Annotated in this window: 1 protein-coding gene; it reads left to right on the top strand. The window is 41.2% G+C overall.

Annotated elements, in window-relative coordinates; genetic code table 11:
* Window positions 1-64: 64 nt before the first annotated feature.
* Window positions 65-335, top strand: a 271-nt coding sequence (locus CWC02_RS20515) for a serine hydrolase (RefSeq protein ID WP_249364150.1), incomplete at its 3' end; no start/stop codon positions are given.

Here is a 335-nt window from a genome sequence, read left to right as displayed (position 1 = left end):
AATCGATTATTGAGCCGCTAAAACGTACCATGTTGATGGCAGGGAGCTTGAATGACCACAAGCCATGCAAAACGATACCTTTTTTGATATAGATTCAAATTCAAAAATTTTTGCCCCTAACTTTGCGCTGATGAAGCTTGCCAGCGAAGGAATACTCGACGTTGAAAAACCTCTGTTCTATTACCTACCAGAATTTAGAGGCGGCTGCCGTGAACAGCGTTTAGTAAAAGATTTACTACCCCATAGTGCGGGTTACCCAGCCTTGGTTTATATTCATAGTAAAGTCAATAAATTTGGTGAGCGCGTTTTTGCTCAAAACATCCACCGGACTATAA

Origin of the sequence: Pseudoalteromonas sp. S2721 (assembly GCF_005887425.1) — a bacterium.
Taxonomy (GTDB): Bacteria; Pseudomonadota; Gammaproteobacteria; order Enterobacterales; family Alteromonadaceae; genus Pseudoalteromonas; species Pseudoalteromonas simplex.
This window is presented reverse-complemented; position numbering and strand designations above follow the sequence as displayed.